Genomic DNA, 19767 nt, shown 5'->3' with positions numbered 1-19767 from the left:
TCAGTAGCCGAGGTGAACCGTCTTCTCCTCGGTGAACGCCTCGAGGCCGCTGCGCCCGAGCTCGCGCCCGATGCCGCTCGCGTCGCGACCACCCCAGGGTAGTGCCGGGTCGGGTACACCCCAGCCATTGACCCACACGGTGCCGACCCTCAGCTGCGGAATCACGCCGTGCACCGTCGAGAGGCTCTGGCTGAAGATGAAGGCATTGAGACCGTACTGCGTCGCGTTCGCGAGCCGGACCGCTTCTTCCGTGGTCTTGAAGGTGATGACGGTGGCGACGGGTCCGAAGATCTCCTCTCTCGCGATCGTCAGATCGTTGGTGCCACGGAATACGGTGGGCTGCACGAAAAAGCCCTTGTCGCCGACGCGGGCCCCGCCGGTGAGCAGATCGGCACCTTCACTCTTGCCCTTCTCGATGTACCCGAGAATGCGGTCGAGCTGCTTGCGGTTGACGATCGTGCCCTGGGTGGTTCCCGCATCGAACGGATCGCCGATGACTGCGGCACGTGCGAATTCGACGAGGCCTTCGATGACCTGGTCGGCGATGGATTCGTGCACGATCACGCGGGTGCCCGCGGCGCACACCTGTCCCTGGTGGTAGAAATTGCCCATCGCGATCCACGGCAGCGAGGCTTCGAGGTCTGCATCGGGGAAGATCAGCTGCGGGGCCTTTCCGCCCAGTTCCAGGGTGACCTTGCGGAACTTCTCACCCGCAAGCGAGGTGATGGTCTTGCCGACGGCGGGGCTCCCGGTGAAGGTGATCTTGTCGATGCCCTGGTGCGCAGCAAGTGCAGCTCCGGCCTCCGGCCCCAGACCGGGGACGACGTTGAACGCCCCATCGGGCACTCCGGCCTCCGCGAGCAGGTCGGCCAGTTTCAGCACCGCGAGGGACGCATCCTCGGCGGGCTTGACCACGACGGAACAGCCCGCCGCGAGTGCCGGTGCGATCTTCCACGCCGCCACCACGGTCGGGTTGTTCCACGGCGTGATCGCACCGACCACCCCGAGTGGCTGGCGGAGGGTGAAGCCGAAGCGGTGTTGCGGTCCGACATCAGGGAGGATCATCGCCTCACCGGCGATCTTGTCGGCCCAGCCCGCGTAGTGCCGGAACGAGGCGGCGGCGGCGGGAATATCGCCTGCGACGGTATCGGCGTATAGCTTGCCCATCTCCGCGGTCTCGAGCGCCGACAGCTCCGGCGCGTGCTGCTCGATGAGATCGGCTGCGCGGGAGAGGATCCTGCCACGCTCGGCGCCCGCCATCCGCGACCACGCACCCGAGTCGAACGTGTCGCGGGCAGCATCGACGGCGGCATCGATGTCGTCGGTGCCGCCGCATGCGATCTCGGCGACAACTTCTTCGTTCGCCGGGTTGATCGACGAGAACTGCGCTCCGGACCGAGCGGAGACCGCCCGGCCGCCGATGCGCAGCAGCGGTTCCGGCAGAACAACCGGAGCTGGAGTGACGGGAGCTGCAGTGTCGGTCATGGAATGCTCCTATTTCGAGGGTGAGGTGAAACGCGACGTTCCAGTCCGGCCCACGACGAGTCGTAGTCGGGTTGACGATGGGATGCAGACAGCGCCCTTTCGGTGACGGCGAGGGCGAGTCGGGTTTCGAACATGAACGACATCGTGTTCTCGAGCTTCATCGGTGAAAGCTCCGCGGCGGACGCCAGATCGAAGGTCTCCCGGTCGGGCCCGTGCGCACCCCACTGGTTGTGCAGCGATGCCCCTCCCGGCACGAACCCTTCGGCTTTCGAATCGTGTCGCCCACGGATCAGACCCATGAACTCGGTCATCACGTTGCGATGGAAATGCGGTGGCCGGAAGGTGTGTTCGCCGACCACCCAGCGGTCGGGAAAAACACAGAAGTCGACGTTGGCCTGCCCTGCGACCGAGGTCGGCGAGGTGAGGACGGTGAATATCGACGGGTCGGGATGATCCCAGCCTGCGGTGGTCATCGCGTTGAATCGCGACAGATCGTACTTGTAGGCGCCGTGCGTCCCGTGCCACGCGACGACGTCGAGCGGCGAATGGTCGAGTTCGGTGGCCCACAGGTGACCGCCGAACTTCTGAACCAGCTCGACCGGCCCGACACGATCCTCGTACCACGCTGTGGGATAGAGGAAGTCGCGCGCATGAGCGAGACCGTTGGCGCCGATCGGACCGAGTTCCGGGAGTCGGTAGGCGGCTCCGTAGTTTTCACAGACGTACCCGGTTGCTGCGACGTCGAGCAGTTCCACCCGGAACCGCACACCCCGTCCGACGACGGCGATCTCCCCCGGCGAGACCGCGAGCCTCCCGAACTCGGTGCACAGAAGCAGAGCGCCCGCTTGCGGGACGAACAGCAGTTCACCGTCGGCGTCGACGAAGTACCGGTCGGTCATGGATGCCGAGGCCGCATACATGTGTAAGCCGATACCCGTACAGGCGTGTACGTCGCCGTTCACGGCGTAGGTCGTGATGCCGTCGATGAAATCCACCCCGGCCGCAGACGCGGGCTGCGGATCCCACCGCAGCCTGTTCGGCGTCAGTACCGTCGCCGTCGATGGTGCAGACACCCATCCACGATCGTCGGTGCGTTCGAACGGCCGGTGCGCGGCCGACGGCATGATCCGGTACGTCCAACTCCTCGTGTTGATTTCACGCGGTTCGGTGAATGCGGTCGCAGAATGCTGCTCGGCGTACAGCCCGTACGGGGCTCGCTGCGGCGAGTTCTGCCCCCACGGCAGCGCACCCGCGACCGCCTCGCTGTGGTGCTCGTTACCGAACCCGTTCAGGTACTCGAGGTCCACCGTCACGTCAAGGCGACCATCTCGTGCAATGTCGTCCCCGAACGATCGTATTGTTCACCGTCGATGGTCACGGTCATCGTGAAATCGGACCGGAAACGGAAGTAGCCCGGCCGGCCGACCAGCCAGTTCACGATTGGCTTGACGAGCTTGCTCGACGCGATCGGGATGTCTTCGAGGAGATTGTGAGCGTGGACGATTTCGCGCACCGTCAATGTCAGATCCAGGGAATCGGCAGCCTGTATCCGTAACCACGACGGGTAGGTGCGATCGGCGACGGCGTCGTAGACCGCCGGGCCCTCCGTCGTCTCGACCTCGCCGTTGCTGAGCACCACCTCACGTCCCATAGCGATCATCACCGGCTGTGACCAGTGCTCGCCGTATTTCTTCTGCGTCTGCACCATCGCGTAGACCAGCGAGAAATCGTCGGTGTAGAGACGGCCCCAGTACCACTTCGAGATGATGCGTTTCATGTCGCCGACGCCCCAGTTGTGGTCGTGGTAACCACGCCCGGCGACCTCTGTGGTGACCCCGTCGACGGTCACCGTTCCTGCGACACGTGCTCGGGGTGCGCCGACCACCCACGCGAAGAACTCGCGATCGTTGTAGCTGGTCTGCCCGCGTGCCGGCATCCACGGCGGCACTTCGGCGGTGAACGTGAGATCGAACGCGAGGTCGTCTTCTGCCACCGACACGTGGTAGACGGGTAACCCGTCTTCCTCGCCGGTCACCTTGGCGAAGCTGCGGCCGACCTGGACGTCGCACCGCTCCGCCGACACGGTGAGCTCTGCGTCGGAGTACTGCTTGATGGCCTCGCGGCGCTCGCCGTCGGCGCTGTAGACGTGGATCTCGACGCCGGGCTTGCGGTGCACCAACTCTCGCGTCTGCAGCATCGCGACGACGATGCGGCCGTCGTCGAGATGGGCGTCGAAGTACCAGTGTTCGAATGCGTGCTTGTCGGTCGACGGATGAGCACCGTTGTCGCTCGGGACGACTTGCGTGATGTCACCGTCGCGCCGGCCGGGGCCATTCCATGCCTCGACGATCTGCAGTGCCGCCATAGTTCCTCCGGTGTAGGTGGGGGTTCAGCGCCGCAGGGCGCCGCTTGCGTCGAATTGTGCTTCTCGTCCGTTCATTTGGGCTCGGTACCAGTTCTCACGGTGAGCGACCATGATCTTTTCGTGCACTCCGGAGATCCCGGGAAGACGACGGGCGAGTTCCATCGCGGTGATGAACGGGAATCGGACGATCGGGATGATCATCCAGGGGATGACGGTCGGCATCGAGTATTTGCGACGGGTGCCCGGCCCCATGAACATTGCCGAGTAGACCGCGTTGATCCGGAAGTTGTATGCCGCCCGTAGCCGCTCGAATCCTAGCTGGCCGTCGCGGGGCGCGAACGCCTTCGGGTACGACTCGATCAATTCCTTGCCGTGCTCGCCCGAGTCGTACGACCGGGACACCACGGTGGTGAGCAGCGTGCGGATGCTGTCGCCGATCGTCTCCGGATACCAGTCGATGCGGACACCGAGCAGGTATCCCATGTACTTCTGGAAGTGGATGAGAGCGCGGATCTCCCGCGGTGTGGTTTGGTACCCGAGAGTCCACAGGGCAAGGCCAGGGGTGAGACTGCCTGCGATCAGGGTGAGGAGCATGTAGGTCTGGCTGATCGGCAGTCCCCACTTCTGTTCGTCCCATTCGGGATGCTTCGCGACCCGGTCGCGTACCGATACATGCATCACGCGGACCTTGAGGGCGGTGGCGCGTCCGGTCGATCCCGGGGTGAGCAGAGCACCGGGTTCGGAGACATCGCACCAGAACCGGCAGGTTTCGAGGTAGCGACGCAGCGCGTTGTCTCCGGCATACCCACCGGCCAACGACAACGGGGTCGCCACAGCGGATTCCGTGTAGATCTCGAGGGTTTCGGCACCCGCGAAACTGAACAGCATGGTGCCCCAGCGTCGCCAGATCTTCGCGCCTTCTTCGACAAGTTCGGGCTGCACCCAATCGGGGACGATCTCGAACTCCTCGAACAGCGCCTTCATTGCCTCGGGTGCGTCCGGCACGCTGTCGATTCCGTCGGTGAGGGCGGTGTCGAGCAGTTCCCGGGTTTTCACCGGTCCGAGGTCACCGTGGTAGACCTCGCCGACGAAACGTTCCGTGGTGGGGTCGCCGCTGAACAGATCGTTGCACAGGGCACGGGCAGTCTCGTCGTCGTGCAGGATGTCGAAACCTGTGACCTTGCGGATGAGGTTCCGGACCCGCGCGACGCCTGGGCGCTCGACGGCCTGCCAGTAGGGAAATCGACTCGGACAGCGGTCCTGTGCCGGCGGCGTCGCCTTCGCACCGAGTGTCCCGGTCATGGCGTTGCCTCCTCGAGGACGGTGCGGCGGATCCAGCCGGTGATACGCCCGACGACGTCGTCGAGGCCACCCGGCTGGTCCACCAGGTAGTGATTGAGTCCGCGCATCTCGATCAGTTCGGTCTCGCCGCCCAGCGCCTGGTGAATCAGGCGCGAATCCTCCGCGAACGCAGCCTGGTCGCCGAGCAGGCTCATCACCATTGCCGGCGCGGCGACGTGCAACAGGTCTTCGAAGGCGTCAGCGTTGGTGAGGTCGGAGCTCCACGTACTGAGCCAGCTGCGCACCGTCACGAATCTGGCGAGACCACCCGCTGCGGTGTTCGCGGCGGCCGGGTCGCCGTACATGCTGCCGAGCTCGCGGTCGCTGGGATCGAGGGTGAGGTCGACGAAGCGGGGGTCGGCGACCGTGCGGTGCACGACGAATCCTCGGTCGGATGCACCGGTGCGGTTCATTTCGTCGAGCTGGTCGAGGGCCCACGCATCGATGCGGCGCATGCGGGTGAGCTGCGCGTCGCGGTAGCGGGTAACCCAGTCGCGGTCGAGCGGTGCGGTTCGGCCGGATGCGTAGAGATCGAGTTCCGGGTCGACGCGATATGGGTCGGCCTCGTCCAGGACGGCGCCATCGATCCAGTGCCTCAGGACTCGTGCGCGTCCGGGGTGTGCGCCGACGAGCATCACCGCGTCGGCGGGACGCAGCTTCGCGTCGGGGAAGGACGCCGGGTCGCCTGCGGGTGTCTCGACGACAGTGGGGTTCTCCGCCTGCGACTGATAGAACGACGCCAGCGAGCCGCCACCGCTGAAGCCGAGCAGCACAACCTTCTCGAAGCCCAGCTCCTCGGCCATCCAGCGCACGCCAGTGCCGAGATCGAATGCCGCGCGCTCCATGATCAGAGCCGGTTCGTTCGACGCGTACCGGGTGTTCAGGCCCATGGCCGGAATGCCTGCCCCGGCGATCGCGCGGAGCAGGAAGTGGCTCAGGAAGTTCGAGGCGGGATGACACATGATCACGCCCACTTTGCGTGAATATCCCGGTGCGGCAACCAGATTTCCGTGGAGGGTCGGATAGTGCCTGCTCAGTCCTGAGTGCATTTCGACGCGGCCGTCGGAGGCGGGTTCGTAGGGAATGCGCTGGAAGTGGTCTGCTACGTCGTAAGTCATTGCACCGTCCGATATTCGAGCATCATGTCGTGGTCTTCATGGTCGAGGATGTGGCAGTGCCACACATAGCCTTGGAGTTCACTGCCATGCAGATCGTCGTCACCGTGGTGCGGCATCACATGCGCGTGGTCGTCGAACGTGTGCACCGCCGGGGAGAAGGTCGCGTCAGGGTCGAAGCCGAGTTCGTCGGCCGTCGGGAAGCGCACCACGATGCGCGTAACGGAGTTCGGGTCGCAGATCACTGTGTCCTTGAAAGCAGTCTCCCAGGGCTCGGGTCCGCGAAGCGGCTCGACAACGAACGGGTCGGCGTCCGGAGTCCACTTGATACCCAGAGGGCCCTGTGGCTGACGCGCACACATCGCAAGGGTGTCGATCGCCTGCCGCCCGAGCACACGGAAGGTGACCAGATGCAGATGGATCGGGTGTGGGTCGGGGGTGGCGTTGACGATGTTCCACTGCTCGATCGCACCTTGTCTCGGTGTTTCGATGTCGTCGCTGTCGAAGGTGAGATTGTTGAGCGACATGATCGACGGAGGCAGCCGGACATCCGACGGCTGACTCAGCGACACGTTGCGTACCGTCTGCGGTACCGGAATCGGGCCTACCACCGGGGGTTGCCCCTGCCCGCCGCGCAGGGTCTCCGGGACGGGGCCGGTGAATCCCCGTTCGGTCCCGACGCGAAAGCGCATGAACACCGGCATCAGCACCGCGCCGATCTGCGCGGCCTGCGGCGCGGCGGGTTCGCTGTTGCGCAATTCGACCGTCGAATCAGGTTCGAGAGCACCGAAGTCGACGAGGATGTCGACGCGTTCGCCAGGCGAGAGCCGCACGCGATCGGTGCGGACGGGGGCGTCCATCAGGCCGCCTTCCATCCCGAGCACCCAGAATTGCATGCCGTCGGAGAAGTGCAGATCCCAGATGCTGAACGAGGCCGCATTGAGCAACCTCATCCGGTACAGGCCGCGGTCGACACGGGCTTGCGGCCAGATCTTGCCGTTGACGACGCCTACGTCACCGACGGCTCCGCCTTCCCAGCGCCCCTGCGGAACAATGGGGGTCGAGCGAATGCTCTGTGTGCCATCGCTGTTCACGATCTTTTCCTGTAGCACGAGGTCGAGTTCGTACGCGCCCGTAGGAAGGCCGAGTGGATTTCCGGGATCGCCGGTGTCGTAGTCGTCCCGCAACAGATACAGCCCGGCGAGACCGGCGTAGACATTGAGTCGGGTCACGGCCATCGCGTGGTCGTGATACCACATCGTCGTGGCTTCCTGCCGGTTCGGGAAACGGTAGGTGTAGCCCTGACCCGGGCGTGAGATCTGCTTCGGGTGGCCGTCGAATTCCGGTGGTGTGACTCCCCCGTGCAGGTGCATCGAGGTGGGCACCGCGGTGCGGTCGTGCTCGCCGAGTCCGTGCAGTGACGTGTCGAAATCGGCTGCGAACGGATGGGACGTGATCCGATTGCGGTACTCGACCGTGGTTTCACGCCCCTGCCGCGCAACGATGACCGGGCCGAGGTAGGTGCGGTCGCCGTAGGCGAGGGTCGCGCCGGGAGCGAGGTCGCGATGGAAGCTGTGCGTCGCGCTCACCGCATCGATCGTCACCGTCGCGGCATCGATGCGCGGCAGAACGGGGAGTTCGTCGACGAACGGTTCGAGCGGAGGCGAGTGGAAGAGCAACGGACTCGAGATGCGCGGGCCGTCCGCGACCGCGCGGCCGGCGCCGAACAGCAGCGACGCTCCTCCACCGACGCCCAGCGTCGCCCCCGCGAGAAGTTGTCTGCGACTGAGTTTTTTCATCATGCGCTTTCGCGTCGATCCCACCCCGATTGACAAGAACACGACGGATCGTGACGACCCTCACAGTACCATACGGTATGGTTTGGTCAAGCGGCGGCGTCGACGTGTAACCTCGCATCAGCGCTCAACAAGGAGAGATGGTCGTGATTCGGCAATCGGAGAAGAAGAAACCCACTTCCACCCGCCGGCCGCGGCTCTCGCTCGACGACTGGACCGACGCGGGTCTGCAACTACTTGTCGCCGAGGGCCGCAACGCGGTGAAGATCGCACGGCTGTGCACCGAACTCGGCGTCACCAAGGGCAGCTTCTACTGGCACTTCGCCGACATCGACGAGCTGATGCATGCCATCGCCACCCGTTACTGCTCACACGACAACGACACACTGCGCGGACTGACGAGCATCGAAGAGATGCCGGTCCGCGACCGTCTCGCGCACATGGGCGCGACCCTCGTCGAGGATCGAGCCTGGGCCACCGAGGTGGCGATCCGCGACTGGGCGCGCACCGACCCGCAGGTGGCGGAATCCGTGCGCGCCCTCGACCAGCGCATCATGTCGGTGGTGGAGAACGCATTTCACGAACTGGGTTTCGACGATCGCGAAGCGCGCATCCGAGCCGGCACCCTGGTGTATGCGGGCATCGGCTTCGTCTACGGTCGCGACAACCTCACCACACCGACTGTCGACGAGATCCAGGACCTCGTCGCGCTTCTCACGCGGATGTAGTGTCCGGGATTCGCGTCAGGCGCACGCGCCACGCCTCCGGTCCGCGCTCCTCGTAGTCGACGCCGAGCCGCCCGTCCACCCGGTCGGTGAGCTGGCGGAGCAGCGGGATCGGGTCGTGGGGCGCTACGAGCAGGAGCGTGCCGCGTTCAGGCACCGCATCGAACGCACCGAACACCGTGGCGTGGCGAATTGCGTGCGGGATCTCCCGCACATCGAGCACCGGAGAGGGCTCGTCGCGTTCGCCGCACGCGCACACGTGGCCGTCGTGCTCCGGCTGCGCATCCCCGCCCAGTAGTTCGTGCATACCTTCCAGAATGCCGGCGAGTGAGACATCCGGATCTGCGGCGACGAGCGGAAGGATTCGGTCGTTCTCGTCGACGAGGTGCAGGTCGAACACCACTCGTAAGGCGTGGGCAGCTGCAGCCGCACGGACCGGATCGGGTTCCTTCGCAATCCGGTCGACGAGAGCCGCAATAAGGCGGTGCACGGCGATCATGGACTCGACGAGCAACTTCGCGTCGCCGCGCCCGGCCGCCGCGGGGTAGAGCACGCGCTCTTCTGCGGTGGCGTGTGGCAGCAAGGAACCGGTGAGGAAGTCGACCATCGCACGACGATGCACGTCGACATCCTTCCCGGTGGCCGCAGCGTCGAGCAATGCCTCACTGAGGATCGCGATATGTCCCGCGAGCTCACTGTGGTGACTCTTGACGGCATCGACGGCACGCGCGTCCTCCGCGGTGGTGGCAACGACGATCTGGTCGGCACTCATGGACCGCTCCTTCCGTGGCGCCGCGGTGGTGCGCGGCAAGGTGGCCTTTCGCGGACCAATTTACTACAGTTATTTCCGTGGAAAATAGGGAACTTCGTCCCGGACCGCGCGCGACACCGGTCCCGGAGTCGCACCTCGCGCTGTCGCCCCAGCGGATCACCGTCCTCGACGATGTCCGGGCCCATGGCCCGGCGCGCATCAACGACATCGCCGAGCGGCTCGGTCTCCACGCCAACACGGTGCGCGAACACCTCGACGCGCTGGTCGGCCACGGCCTCGTCGACCACACCACCGAACCGGCCCGCGGACGCGGACGCCCCGCCAAGGTGTATCGGCCCATGCCCGCCGCAGACCCCACCCTGGCCGGCCGCGACTACGCCGGACTCGCGACCGCCCTCGCCGGACACATCGCTCGTACCAGCGCCGATCCAGAAGGCGACGCACGCGCCGCGGGGCGAGAGTGGGGATGCGACCTCGCACGCGAATCCGACTACGACACCGCAGATCCACATGCCTTCGTCCTCGACCTGCTCACACGGCTCGGATTCGCGCCCCACGACCGTGGCCCCGCGCTCGGCGTCGCACTGCCGATGTGTCCCCTGCTCGACGCCGCGCGACGCTACCCGAACGTCGTGTGCCAGGTTCATCTCGGCATCGTCGAGGGCGCACTCGAAGAAGTCGGCGCACCGATCGGCCCCGGACTCGACCTCCTGCCCTTCGCCGAACCCGGCGGGTGTCGGCTCTTCATGCCCGAACCCACGACTCCCGAAGTGTGCTGCTGTCCGCGGGGCGAATCGTGAACGAACGGGGCAACTGGCATCTTCGGGCCGGGATGGTGGTTGCCGCGTGGTTCACGGCGCTGGTCGTAGTGGCCGTCGCCCACCGGTGGATTCCGCAATCCGGTTGGCTCCTTGTGCATCTGCTCGGTATAGGTGCTGCGAGCAACGCGATCCTGATCTGGAGCGGGCATTTCACCGATGCCCTGCTCCGCCGTTCCGCCACGGGAGCTCGACGTCCCGACACGGCGCGACTCATCGCGTTCAACACCGGCGCCGTAGTCCTGGTCGCAGGAATGGTCGGCGGGTGGTGGCCCGTCGTACTGGTCGGTGGGTGCGTCGTCGCCGGTGTTGCCGGATGGCACGGCATTACGCTGCTGCGGCGACTGCGGGCGGCGCTGCCATCCCGGTTCGGGCACACCGTGCGCTACTACATCGCTGCAGCAACGATGTTGCCGGTCGGTGCGGGGTTCGGTATCGCCATGGCCAATTCCGGCCTGCCCGGGGAACTTCACGAGCGCCTCGTGCTCGGGCACGCAGCCGTCAACGTCCTGGGCTGGGTGGGGTTGACGGTGCTGGGCACACTCGTGACCCTGTGGCCGACGATGCTCCGAACCCGGATGGCGCAGCGCGTCGAGACCGCAGCGCGACGCGGACTCCCGGCGTTGATTCTCGCTCTCGCGGTGGGAGTCGCCGGTGCCCTCGCGGGTATTCCCCTCGTCACCGCAGCGGGAACGCTCGGATATCTCGCAGCCGCGCTCTATGTCCTCGAACCACACCTCGATGAGATCCGCCGAAAACATCCCGCCGATTTCGCGACGCTGTCGGTGCTCGCCGGTATCGTGTGGCTGCTCGGTTCACTGATCTACCTCACGGTGGCACTGGCGACCGCATCGACTCCACTGGAAGCGGCCGCGGCGGCCGGGTCCGTCACCGCGGCACTGCTCGCCGGTTTCCTCGTCCAGGTGTTGCTCGGCGCCCTCACGTATCTCATTCCCGTCGTCATCGGCGGCCGTGCTGCCGTGCAGGGAGCGATGACCGAACTCGAGCGCGGCGCGTCGTGGCGCCTGTCGGTCGCCAATGCCGGTCTGCTGGTGTGTGTACTGCCGATACCGAGCCTCGTGCGAGTGCTGTGTTCGGTGCTCGTCCTGGTGGCGTTCGCGTCGTTCCTGCCGTTGGCCGTGCGCGCGGTTCTGGTTGCCCGGCGCATGCGTGGGACAGCGTCGAAACCGGGCCGCCCCGAACCTGTTCCCGCACGCAAGCGCATCCGGTCCGCCGCAGCAGGGCTGGGCATCGTCGTCCTCGGCGCGGCAGCCGGTATCGCGGCCGATCCGGCTGCCGCAGGTCTCTCCACCGTCGATGCTTCGAACGTGAGGGCGAGTGGGTACACCACCGAAGTCGAGGTGCAGATCGAGGGTATGCGGTTCGTTCCCGACGTCCTCGAAGTGCCTGTGGGGGATCGTCTGGTGGTCACGCTGGTGAATACCGGTACCGATCGTCACGATCTGGTTCTCGCCAACGGTACCCGCACCGCTCGTATCGGTCCGGGTGAGACGGCGACGCTCGACGCCGGACTCGTCGGCGGGCAGATGGACGGATGGTGCTCGGTCGCCGGGCATCGCCAGATGGGAATGACACTCACCGTGGAACCGACCGGTGCGGGCGACGACCTCGAACACACCGACCACGGGTCCGAGGCGGAAGCGGGGTCTCTCACCTCATCGGACGTGTCGCGCAGTCTCGGCGCAGACCCCGCGGCGGGATTCGTCGCACACGATCCGGTCGCGCCGGCGCCGGCGGCCGATCACCGGATCACCCTGGCTGCAACCGACGAGCAACGTGAGGTCGCACCCGGGATCACGCAGCGCCTGTGGACATTCGGTGGCACCGCCCCCGGGCCTGTCCTGCGCGGCCGCGTCGGCGACGTCTTCGAGATCACCCTCGTCAACGACGGAAGTATCGGCCACTCGATCGACTTCCACGCGGGTTCGCTGTCTCCGGACGAACCGATGCGCACCATCGAACCCGGTGAGTCGCTCGTCTACCGGTTCACCGCGACCCGCTCGGGGATCTGGCTGTATCACTGCTCGACCATGCCGATGTCGCTGCATATCGCCAACGGGATGTTCGGTGCGGTCATCATCGACCCGCCAGACCTCGTGCCCGTCGCCCGTGAATACGTCCTGGTGCAGTCGGAGCTGTATCTGGGAGCCGAGGGAGGCGAGGCCGACTCCGACAAGATCACTGCGGAGGACCCTGACCTGGTGGTGTTCAACGGCTATGCGAACCAGTACGACCACAGGCCGCTGCAGGCCCGGGTGGGTGAGCGGGTCCGGATCTGGGTGCTCGCCGCAGGACCGAACCGCGGTACGTCGTTCCATGTCGTGGGCGGGCAGTTCGACACCGTCTTCGCGGAGGGCGACTACCGCCTGCGGCCGGATACGGGAGGTAGCCAGACACTCGGATTGTTCCCGGCCCAGGGAGGATTCGTCGAACTCGAGTTCCCGGAACCGGGACACTACCCGTTCGTGTCGCACTCGATGGTCGATGCCGAGCGCGGCGCGCACGGAATCGTCGAAGTCCGAGAATGACTCTCGGCTACCGCGCCCGATTCAGCCGCTCGACCGCCCGGTCGTAGCCGTCGACGAGTTCGGCCATGATCTCCGCGACGGGCCGGATCTCGTTCATCCGTCCGACGATCTGCCCGACCGGCATCGCCACGACCTCGGGATCGTTCCCCGCCGAGATACGCTGGTGCGCTTCGCTGACCAGGATGTTCTGCAAAGGCATGGGAAGCGGTGACGGCGCATCGGGCTGCGACCACGCCTCGGTCCACTTGGTCTTGAGGAGCCTGGCCGGTTTGCCGGAGTAGATACGTGACCGCACGGTATCGGACGAACTCGCGCCGAGCAGGGCACGCTGGATCGACGACGGCCCCTGCGCGGCCGAACCGAGCTTGTATTCGGAGGTGGTAAGCCAGTACGAACCCATCCACACGCCGGACGCGCCGAGCGCGAGCGCTGCAGCGACCTGACGGCCCGACCCGACACCACCCGCTGCGAGAACCGCAGCGGAATCGCCGATGGCATCGACGAGCTCCGGCCACAACACCATCGACGCGACTTCACCGGTGTGGCCGCCTGCCTCGTAGCCTTGGGCGATGACGATGTCGACGCCGTTCTCGACATGTCGTTTCGCGTGTTCGACGGCACCGGCCAACGCAGCGACGGGCACACCTTTCTCGTGTGCGAGATCGATGACGTCCTTCGGTGGTGAACCGAGAGCGTTGGCGATGAGTGCGGGTCGATGTCCGAGCGCCACGTCGACATGGGAGCGCGCGACCGAATGCAGCCAGCCCAGCACTCCGGTGGCGTGTTCGGCGTCGTCGTTGAGCGGTGGAACACCCAGCTCCGTGAGTGTGCGGTCGACGAACGCACGGTGCTCTGCCGGGATGAGGCTGTCGAGATCGACGGCGGTACCTTCCGTGGGCACCTTGGCGGGCATCACGATGTCGACACCGTACGGCTTGCCGTCGGTGTTCTCGTCCATCCAGGTGAGGACCGCGTCGAGTTCTTCGGGGTCGTTGAACCGAACGCAACCCAGCACGCCGAGGCCCCCGGCCCTGCTGATCGCCGCTGCGACGTGTTCGGACGGCGTGAATCCGAAGATCGGATACTCGATACCGAACTTCTTACTGAGATCGGTCTGCATGTGTGTCCTTCTACTTCGCCGCGACGACGCCGCTGCTGCTGTACATCTCGTCTGCAGGACGAGATTCGGCCTGCTCTTTCGCCCAGCGATAGTCGGGCTTACCGGCAGGCGACCGCTTGATCTCGTCGGTGAACCAGACACTGCGTGGCACCTTGTAGCCGGCAATCGACGCGCGCGCCGATTCCACGAGATCGGCCAGTGGGGGCCGACTTCCAGCCCGTGTCGCAACGACTGCCGCAACACGCTGCCCGAACCGCTCGTCGGGGACACCGATCACGAGCACGTCGAAGACGTCCGGGTGGGCCTTGAGCGCGGCCTCCACCTCTTCCGGATAGATCTTCTCGCCGCCGCTGTTGATCGACGATGAGCCTCGGCCGAGCATCGTGACCGTGCCGTCGGGTTCGATCTGTGCGTAGTCACCCGGGATCGAGTACCGCACGCCGTTGTACTCGCGGAACGTCGCTGCGGTCTTCGCCTCATCGTTGTAGTACCCGAGCGGGATGTGTCCCTTGCGGGCGAGCAGACCGACCTTGCCGTCGCCGGGCTGCAGCGGGGTTCCGTCCTCGTCCAGCACCGAGGTCGCCGCGTCGATCTTCACGGTGGGGGCACCGGTATGGGCCTGCCCCTTCGCGACGACGCCGATGCCCGAGAACCCCGTCTCGGAGGAGCCGATGGAGTCGGAGATCATACAGTTCGGGAGCAGTTCGAGGAATCGTTCCTTGAGTGCAGGAGAGAACAGCGCCGCACTGGACCCCATGAAGTACATGGACGAGAGATCATATGGCTTACCGGTTTTCGGGTTCCCCTCGTCGAGCGCATCGATCATGGGGCGGCCCATTGCGTCGCCGGTGATGAAGATGACGTTGACCTTGTGTTCCTCGATGACGCGCAATGTGTCGTGGCCGTCGAACTCGGGGTGCATGATCAGCTTGCCGCCGCCGAACAACGCCTGCAACAACGCCCACTGCGCACCGCCGTGGATCATCGGCGGGATCGGGAAGCGCACCATCACGGGGTTGGCGGCGCCGGTCTTCGCCAGTTCCCACTCGTCAGCTACGTACTCACCGGTGAGGAAATTGATACCGCCGCCGAGGACGCGCCACACGTCTTCCTGCCGCCACATCACACCTTTCGGCTTACCGGTGGTGCCGCCGGTGTAGAGCATGTACAGGTCGTCGGGGCTACGCTCGCCGAAATCGCGCTCCGGGGAACTCTGCGCGAGCGCCTGCTCGTAGTCGACTCCCCCGTAGCCGGAGTAGTCGAGCCCGGTTTCGTCGTCGACGACGAGCGACGTCTTCACCAGTGGCGTCGTCGGCAGCACGTTCGCGACCTTGTCGGCGTACCTGCGCTCGTGGATGAGTGCCACCATGTCCGAATCCTCGAAGATGTGCTGCAACTCGTTCTCGACGTACCGGAAGTTGATGTTGACCACTACCGCCCGGATCTTGAACACCGCGATCATCGCCTCGACGGCCTCGATGGTGTTGCGCGAGTAGACGCCCACCTTGTCGCCGGGCACGACACCCTGTTCCTGCAGGTAGTGCCCGAGGCGGTTGGTCCGCTCCTCCAGCTGCGCATAGGTGAGTTCGCGACCGTCCGACGCGAGTGCGACACGGTCGGGGACGAGGTCGATGGCGTGCTCTACGAGATCTGCGATATTAAGGGCCACGCCATCAAAATAGAACGTGTTATCGTTTCTGACAAGACCGGGATTGAGATCCAGTTCACAACACTTCAGGAGTTCCAGTGTCCCCTACCGCCCCCACCGGCACCGCCGATAATTCGGACATTTCGGAGCGTGCTCCGCACTGCCTCGTCGAGCAACGCGGACACACCCTGATCGTCACGATGAATCGGCCGGAAGCACGAAACGCCCTGTCGGGCGAGATGATGGCGATCATGACCGAGGCGTGGGACCGGGTCGACAGCGATCCCGAGATCCGTGTCGCGATCCTCACCGGCGCGGGTGGGGCATTCTGCGCGGGCGCCGACCTCAAGGACATGAACAAGTCTGCACCCGGCGACAAATTCGAGCAGGGCGAGCGAGGCGACGGGAAGGGTGCCTGGGACCTGTCTCGCCTGCCTGCTCTGCTCAAGGGACGGAGACTGACAAAACCCCTCATCGCGGCGGTCGAGGGCCCCGCCATCGCAGGCGGCACCGAGATCCTTCAGGCCACCGACATTCGCGTCGCCGGTTCGAGCGCGAAGTTCGGCGTGTCCGAGGCCAAGTGGGGCCTGTTCCCGCTCGGCGGTTCGGCGGTGCGCCTCGTCCGTCAGATCCCGTACACGATCGCCGCAGACATCCTGCTCACCGGTCGGCATCTGTTGGCACCCGAAGCCAAGGAGATCGGGCTCATCGGGCACGTCGTCGAGGACGGCCAGGCTCTCGATAAGGCGCTCGAGATCGCCGACACGATCTCCGCCAACGGACCTGTCGCAGTTCAGGCAATCCTCGAAACCATCCGCCGGTCCGAAGGACTCCACGAAGAAGAAGCCTTCCGCATCGACGCCGAACTCGGTGCTGCCGTTTTCAAGAGCGCCGACGCGAAAGAAGGGCCTCGCGCCTTCACCGAGAAGCGAGCGCCGAAATTCACCGGTGCCTGACGAGATTCACCTGCCGCGCTGTGAAGCCGCGGCGCGCTCGTCGAGTTCGGCCAGCGTGATCGGATGTGCCGGAGGGGCATCGAGCACAACGCTGCGGACCGTGCTCAGGTGATCGTCGACGTGCAGTAGCTCGCCGGAGTTCAGCGCCGACCAGTGCGGGTCTTCGTCCATTCTCTCGCTGGCAACCACCACGGCCGGATACTGTGCCAGATGCCCCGCCTGCACACGCACGGTGCCTGCAGTGCCGCCGTGGTCGAGGCGACGATCCCCCTGGGCGCCTCCGCCCGGACGTTCGAGCACCCACAGTTCGTGGGTATCCGGGTACCGCAACGCCCAGAGCTCGGTGGCCGTCGTCAGGATGACGTTGAGAGCGAAGATCCGGAGGTTCTCGGCGGCCCACTGGGCGGCGGCAGTGAGGCCGGCCGTCACGTCCCCGTCGTGCTCGTCTATGCGCCTGGTGGCGAGCGCGAAGAACCGCTCCGAATCCGTCTCACCCTGCACAAGATCTCTGTATGAGCCGAGCTCCGCATCCAGCCGGTCGAGATCGCCGAGAACGCCGTTGTGCGCGAACAACCGTCCGTTCTGCTCGAAGGGATGTGTGTTGCGCGGGGCGAGCCCGCCCGTGGACGCGTACCGGATATGAGCGAGAAACGTCCGCGACGACCGCTCTCGGGCTTCCGTGGCGAATGCTCGATCCTCGTACGCGGCCACCGGTTGCTTCTCCACGAGAGGTACGTCGCTGTCGGTGAACGTGCCGAGACCCGTGCCGTCCGGCTCGCGACGGCTCTGGCGAGCAAGAGAATCGGAAGCGTCGAGCAACCAGAAGGTCGCGTGCACTCGGTGCGGTGCAGCACTGAGCGCGAACAGTCGGCACATGCGGACCCCACCTCACCACGGAACTCCGGATGACTCGAGGATAGGTCGGACCCGCGTGCCGCGAGACGGAAACGGATGCAGCGGGAGTCAGCCCAGCACAACGTCGGCCAGCGACTGCACGTGCTCGGCGTCGCGGCACGACACCAGGAGCATGGTCACTCCCGCGTCTTCCCACCGCTTGACACCCGCGCGTACCTCGTCGTGGTTGCCCACGATCATCGTCTCGGTGACCATCTCGTCGGGAATCGCCGCGGCCGCCTCGTCCTTACGTCCGGAGCGGAACAGTTCGGTGACCTCGTCGACCACTTCGCCATATCCCATCCGGCGGTAGACCTGCGCGTGGAAGTTCAACTCCGGTGCACCCATTCCGCCGACGTAGAGCGCGGTGACCGGTTTCATTCCGGCGATCGTCGCGGCCTTGTCGTCGGTCACCACCACCTGGCAGGTCGCCGCGATCTCGAAGTCCTCACGAGTGCGACGCGCTCCCGGACGGGCGAATCCTTCGTCGAGCCATTCGTTGTACATCGGGGCGAGGCGCGGGGAGTAGTAGATCGCGAGCCAGCCGTCGGCGATCTCGGCGGTGAGCGCGACGTTCTTCGGTCCTTCGGCTCCGAGCCAGATCGGGATGTCCGACCGGAGCGGATGCGTGATGGGCTTGAGTGGTTTACCGAGCCCGGTCGCGCCCTCACCCGAGTACGGCAACGGATAGTGCGGACCCGCGCTGGTGACGGGTTCCTTCCGCGCGAGGACATCACGGATGATCGACACGTACTCGCGGGTCCGGGCCAGCGGCTTTGCGAACGGTTGCCCGTACCAGCCTTCGACGACCTGCGGTCCGGACACACCCAGGCCGAGGATGTGCCGGCCGCCGGAGAGGTGGTCGAGCGTGAGTGCGTGCATGGCGCAATTCGTCGGGGTTCGTCCGGAGATCTGCACAACAGAGGTCCCGAGCCGTACCCGCTCGGTCGCCGACCCCCACCATGAGAGCGGCGTGAACGCATCCGACCCCCACGATTCGGCCGCGAAGACCGCGTCGAACCCTGCCGCCTCAGCGGCAGTAACGAGTTCCGGTCCGTTGGCCGGAGGCTGCGCGCCCCAGTATCCCAATTGAAGTCCCAGTTCCATTGCACGCCTTTCTGGTCGGACGACTGGCGATGCCGCCCTGTTCACACGCTACTCTTGCCAGCGACATTAGAACCTGTTCTACTCGAAGATGTGAGTCTGGGAAAGAGCGCGGTCGTCGAACCGCCACTGAGAGCCCCGTTGAATCTTCAGTTCGACTACACCCGGTCCACCGGGCCTGCTGTCGGCGCATTCGTCACCGGTTTGCGCGACGGACGGATCGTCGGCGCACGCGGTTCGGACGGTCGAGTGCTCGTCCCTCCCCCGGAATACGACGCGATCACCCACGAGCCGCTCGTCGATTTCGTCGAAGCGGGGCAGACCGGCACCGTGGTGAGCTGGACGTGGAATCCCGAGCCTCTGCCCGGGCAACCGTTCGATCACCCGTTCGCGTGGGCTCTGATCCGGCTCGACGGTGCAGACTCGTCGCTGCTGCACGCCGTCGATGTCCCTTCTCCCGACGACATGAGCACCGGCATGCGGGTGCGCGTCCGATGGGCGGACGAGCGGGTGGGCGACATCCACGACATCGTCGCGTTCGAGCCGGGCGAGGCCGAGGATGTACCGGCTGCAGGCACCGGCACCGAACCGGTCACCATCATCACCACTCCGCTCGATCTGCACTACACGCACACGGCGTCCCCCGAGGAGTCGTGGTATCTGCGTGGATTGAAGGAAGGCAAACTCGTCGGTGGACGCACCGGGCCGGGCGGCAAGGTATACGTCCCGCCGCGCGGCGCAAGCCCCACCGACGGCGTTCCGACCAAGGAACACGTCGAGTTGTCCGACAAGGGCATCGTCACCACGTTCTGCATCGTCAACGTGCCGTTCATGGGCCAGCAGATCAAGCCGCCGTACGTCGCGGCATATGTGTTGCTCGACGGCGCCGACATTCCCTTCCTGCACCTGATCCTCGAGTGCGATGCCGCAGAAGTCCGTATGGGTATGCGCGTCGAAGCGAAATGGCGACCGCAGGAGGAATGGGACTACACCCTCAGGAACATCGAATACTTCCGTCCCACCGGCGAACCCGACGCCGACTTCGACACTTTCAAACACCACCTCTAGGAGCCGCGGAA

16 protein-coding genes are annotated in these 19767 nt (G+C 65.6%); 5 read left to right on the top strand and 11 right to left on the bottom strand.

All coding sequences use genetic code 11. From position 1 onward, the window contains the following. From MWU77_RS00235 to MWU77_RS00210, 6 genes are read right to left on the bottom strand one after another with little or no spacing between them, the layout of a single operon-like run. Positions 1-1485 carry an aldehyde dehydrogenase family protein gene (locus tag MWU77_RS00235; protein WP_247272671.1) on the bottom strand — a complete coding sequence of 495 codons (1485 nt, stop codon included), beginning with the start codon at positions 1483-1485 and terminating at the stop codon, positions 1-3. Then, the gene (gene hmgA, locus MWU77_RS00230; protein WP_247272670.1) at positions 1482-2798 is read right to left on the bottom strand and encodes a homogentisate 1,2-dioxygenase; all 1317 of its coding nucleotides are present in this window, start codon (positions 2796-2798) and stop codon (positions 1482-1484) included. Before hmgA ends, MWU77_RS00235 begins: the two co-directional genes overlap by 4 nt. Further along, entirely contained in the window at positions 2795-3850 is a 1056-nt protein-coding gene (locus MWU77_RS00225; protein WP_247272669.1) for a lipocalin-like domain-containing protein, read from the bottom strand. Before MWU77_RS00225 ends, hmgA begins: the two co-directional genes overlap by 4 nt. 24 nt (positions 3851-3874) lie before the next feature. After that, on the bottom strand, positions 3875-5152 hold the full coding sequence (locus MWU77_RS00220; protein WP_247272668.1) for an oxygenase MpaB family protein: 1278 nt from the start codon (positions 5150-5152) through the stop codon (positions 3875-3877). After that, complete coding sequence (locus MWU77_RS00215) at positions 5149-6309, bottom strand: alpha/beta hydrolase (RefSeq protein WP_169688182.1); 1161 nt, start codon at positions 6307-6309, stop codon at positions 5149-5151. The genes MWU77_RS00220 and MWU77_RS00215 overlap by 4 nt, the downstream gene beginning before the upstream one ends. Beyond that, a complete protein-coding gene (locus MWU77_RS00210; protein WP_169688450.1) occupies positions 6306-8105 on the bottom strand; it encodes a multicopper oxidase family protein in 1800 nt (599 codons plus the stop codon). The genes MWU77_RS00215 and MWU77_RS00210 overlap by 4 nt, the downstream gene beginning before the upstream one ends. Positions 8106-8248: 143 nt before the next feature. On the opposite strand from MWU77_RS00210, the gene MWU77_RS00205 reads away from it, so the two are divergent. Then, on the top strand, positions 8249-8830 hold the full coding sequence (locus MWU77_RS00205) for a TetR/AcrR family transcriptional regulator (RefSeq protein ID WP_247272667.1): 582 nt from the start codon (positions 8249-8251) through the stop codon (positions 8828-8830). Here MWU77_RS00205 and MWU77_RS00200 read toward each other — a convergent pair. Then, positions 8817-9599 carry a DUF2249 domain-containing protein gene (locus MWU77_RS00200; RefSeq protein ID WP_169688180.1) on the bottom strand — a complete coding sequence of 261 codons (783 nt, stop codon included), beginning with the start codon at positions 9597-9599 and terminating at the stop codon, positions 8817-8819. The two genes, MWU77_RS00205 and MWU77_RS00200, sit on opposite strands and share 14 nt — an antisense overlap. A 77-nt stretch (positions 9600-9676) precedes the next feature. On the opposite strand from MWU77_RS00200, the gene MWU77_RS00195 reads away from it, so the two are divergent. Next, positions 9677-10399, top strand: coding sequence for a metalloregulator ArsR/SmtB family transcription factor (locus tag MWU77_RS00195; RefSeq protein ID WP_247272666.1), 723 nt, complete (start codon positions 9677-9679; stop codon positions 10397-10399). A 32-nt stretch (positions 10400-10431) separates the two neighbouring features. Next, positions 10432-12966 (top strand): multicopper oxidase domain-containing protein, encoded by a 2535-nt coding sequence (locus MWU77_RS00190; protein ID WP_247273035.1) that lies wholly within the window; start codon positions 10432-10434, stop codon positions 12964-12966. 7 nt (positions 12967-12973) lie between these two features. On the opposite strand, the gene MWU77_RS00185 is transcribed toward MWU77_RS00190, so the two are convergent. Both MWU77_RS00185 and MWU77_RS00180 read right to left on the bottom strand, forming a co-directional pair. Continuing rightward, positions 12974-14086: a nitronate monooxygenase family protein gene (locus MWU77_RS00185; protein WP_247272665.1), complete on the bottom strand. Its 1113-nt coding sequence runs from the start codon at positions 14084-14086 to the stop codon at positions 12974-12976. Positions 14087-14096: 10 nt separating this feature from the next. Then, the gene (locus tag MWU77_RS00180; protein WP_169688177.1) at positions 14097-15755 is read right to left on the bottom strand and encodes an acyl-CoA synthetase; all 1659 of its coding nucleotides are present in this window, start codon (positions 15753-15755) and stop codon (positions 14097-14099) included. A 77-nt stretch (positions 15756-15832) separates the two neighbouring features. Between MWU77_RS00180 and MWU77_RS00175 the strand changes: the two genes are divergently transcribed. Beyond that, positions 15833-16690: a crotonase/enoyl-CoA hydratase family protein gene (locus MWU77_RS00175; protein WP_169688176.1), complete on the top strand. Its 858-nt coding sequence runs from the start codon at positions 15833-15835 to the stop codon at positions 16688-16690. 6 nt (positions 16691-16696) lie between these two features. Here MWU77_RS00175 and MWU77_RS00170 read toward each other — a convergent pair whose 3' ends face one another. Together MWU77_RS00170 and MWU77_RS00165 are read right to left on the bottom strand one after the other, a co-directional pair. Continuing rightward, positions 16697-17566, bottom strand: a complete 870-nt coding sequence (locus MWU77_RS00170; protein ID WP_169688175.1) for a class II glutamine amidotransferase — start codon at positions 17564-17566, stop codon at positions 16697-16699. A gap of 87 nt (positions 17567-17653) precedes the next feature. Further along, entirely contained in the window at positions 17654-18691 is a 1038-nt protein-coding gene (locus tag MWU77_RS00165; protein WP_247272664.1) for an LLM class F420-dependent oxidoreductase, read from the bottom strand. A gap of 90 nt (positions 18692-18781) precedes the next feature. On the opposite strand from MWU77_RS00165, the gene MWU77_RS00160 reads away from it, so the two are divergent. Beyond that, positions 18782-19756, top strand: a complete 975-nt coding sequence (locus MWU77_RS00160) for an OB-fold nucleic acid binding domain-containing protein (RefSeq protein WP_169688173.1) — start codon at positions 18782-18784, stop codon at positions 19754-19756. Positions 19757-19767 lie beyond the last annotated feature (11 nt).

The organism is Rhodococcus sp. F64268 (genome assembly GCF_023015605.1).
GTDB lineage: Bacteria > Actinomycetota > Actinomycetes > Mycobacteriales > Mycobacteriaceae > Rhodococcus.
The sequence above is the reverse complement of the archived record's forward strand: the minus strand, read 5'-3'. Positions and strand labels throughout refer to the sequence as shown.

What these genes read in the sequence shown, in the direction of transcription:
- MWU77_RS00235 (WP_247272671.1), bottom strand. Translation starts at nt 1,485, where the DNA reads ATGACCGACACTGCAGCTCCCGTCACTCCAGCTCCGGTTGTTCTGCCG.
- MWU77_RS00185 (WP_247272665.1), bottom strand. Translation starts at nt 14,086, where the DNA reads ATGCAGACCGATCTCAGTAAGAAGTTCGGTATCGAGTATCCGATCTTC.
- MWU77_RS00220 (WP_247272668.1), bottom strand. Translation starts at nt 5,152, where the DNA reads ATGACCGGGACACTCGGTGCGAAGGCGACGCCGCCGGCACAGGACCGC.
- MWU77_RS00170 (WP_169688175.1), bottom strand. Translation starts at nt 17,566, where the DNA reads ATGTGCCGACTGTTCGCGCTCAGTGCTGCACCGCACCGAGTGCACGCG.
- MWU77_RS00215 (WP_169688182.1), bottom strand. Translation starts at nt 6,309, where the DNA reads ATGACTTACGACGTAGCAGACCACTTCCAGCGCATTCCCTACGAACCC.
- MWU77_RS00165 (WP_247272664.1), bottom strand. Translation starts at nt 18,691, where the DNA reads ATGGAACTGGGACTTCAATTGGGATACTGGGGCGCGCAGCCTCCGGCC.
- MWU77_RS00210 (WP_169688450.1), bottom strand. Translation starts at nt 8,105, where the DNA reads ATGAAAAAACTCAGTCGCAGACAACTTCTCGCGGGGGCGACGCTGGGC.
- MWU77_RS00225 (WP_247272669.1), bottom strand. Translation starts at nt 3,850, where the DNA reads ATGGCGGCACTGCAGATCGTCGAGGCATGGAATGGCCCCGGCCGGCGC.
- MWU77_RS00200 (WP_169688180.1), bottom strand. Translation starts at nt 9,599, where the DNA reads ATGAGTGCCGACCAGATCGTCGTTGCCACCACCGCGGAGGACGCGCGT.
- MWU77_RS00190 (WP_247273035.1), top strand. Translation starts at nt 10,432, where the DNA reads ATGGTGGTTGCCGCGTGGTTCACGGCGCTGGTCGTAGTGGCCGTCGCC.